Raw genomic sequence first — 1,068 nt, forward strand, 5'->3', positions numbered from 1 at the left:
TGAATTGGTTTAAAAGGTGCTAAAATGAGTGGACTATTGTAAAACAATTGTGGTTCTCATAGTCTTTTGTCGAATGGTAGTCATTCATAATAGTTTTTTGGATATACACCAATAAAATCACTATCATCTTGGGCTTGACCATAATATTCGAATTGAGTATTGTATCATTTATCAACATAATCATTTTGTGATTTGTTTAAATTTGGTACGTTTAAATTAGGGACTGGGTCTAAGTGTAAAATGTTATCTGAATTTAGTTTTACACGTTCTTGTAAGAAATGTCTATCCGTTCGTTCGTAGAAGTTTTTAGAGACTTTAAACATATCTCTATATGATAAGAATGTTTGGCCTTTGATTTCCTCATTCAAGTGTTCGTCTTGATATTGGTATCAGTTGCCGTCGAGGTGCGGTGTTTTTAGAATTGTTTCATTATTTTCGTAATCTAATGGTAATACGCCGTGGTACATTTCTGCGTATTGAGTGCGTTGCTTGTAAAAGTCAGCAAAGACAGCAATGATTTTGTTTAAATCATAAGTTATTGCGTCGTATCAAATTTTTCCCAGTCTTTCAGTAGAATAACCATTATTTATTTTTTCTTGTTCGGGTTTTGATTCTGTTAGAAGTTTTTTAATTCTATTTTTAATACCTTCTTTATCTTTAATATTATCTACTTGCAAGATGTAATCGTAGTATTTTTTAATACCCGAGTAATAGAACATAGCGGTTGGATGCTTAAAAATTAGAGTATTATTGTCGTACGGAAATTCTGGATTATAGTTTGTAAGAAATGTGCCTGTATCGTTAAAAACAGCAGGGTTATAATCCAACGAAGCTTTGGTGTTGTATAAGTTATCATAAGAATATACTATTTCATTTACGTTTTTTGATGGTTTTTTGGGTTCCACTGGTTTTGGGGGAGTTGAAGGTGGAATAGCTGGTGTTGATGGAGTTATATTTGAAGTATCAGGTTTACCAGTACGACCTTGTGTTTGATGTTTAAAGGATTCATTATTTTTGCTATTAAAACAGGATGAGGAAAACATCGTTGTGGCTAAAACGGCAGTTGTG

1 protein-coding gene is annotated in these 1,068 nt (G+C 32.4%); it reads right to left on the reverse strand.

Going from position 1 to position 1,068, the window contains the following annotated elements:
- The coding region (locus tag KQ878_RS03685) for a hypothetical protein (protein ID WP_216567972.1) at nt 1-1,068 on the reverse strand (1,068 nt) is incomplete at both ends.

The sequence above is a fragment of the Mycoplasma zalophidermidis genome, from assembly GCF_018913985.1.
Taxonomy (GTDB): Bacteria; Bacillota_I; Bacilli_A; order Mycoplasmatales; family Metamycoplasmataceae; genus Mycoplasmopsis; species Mycoplasmopsis zalophidermidis.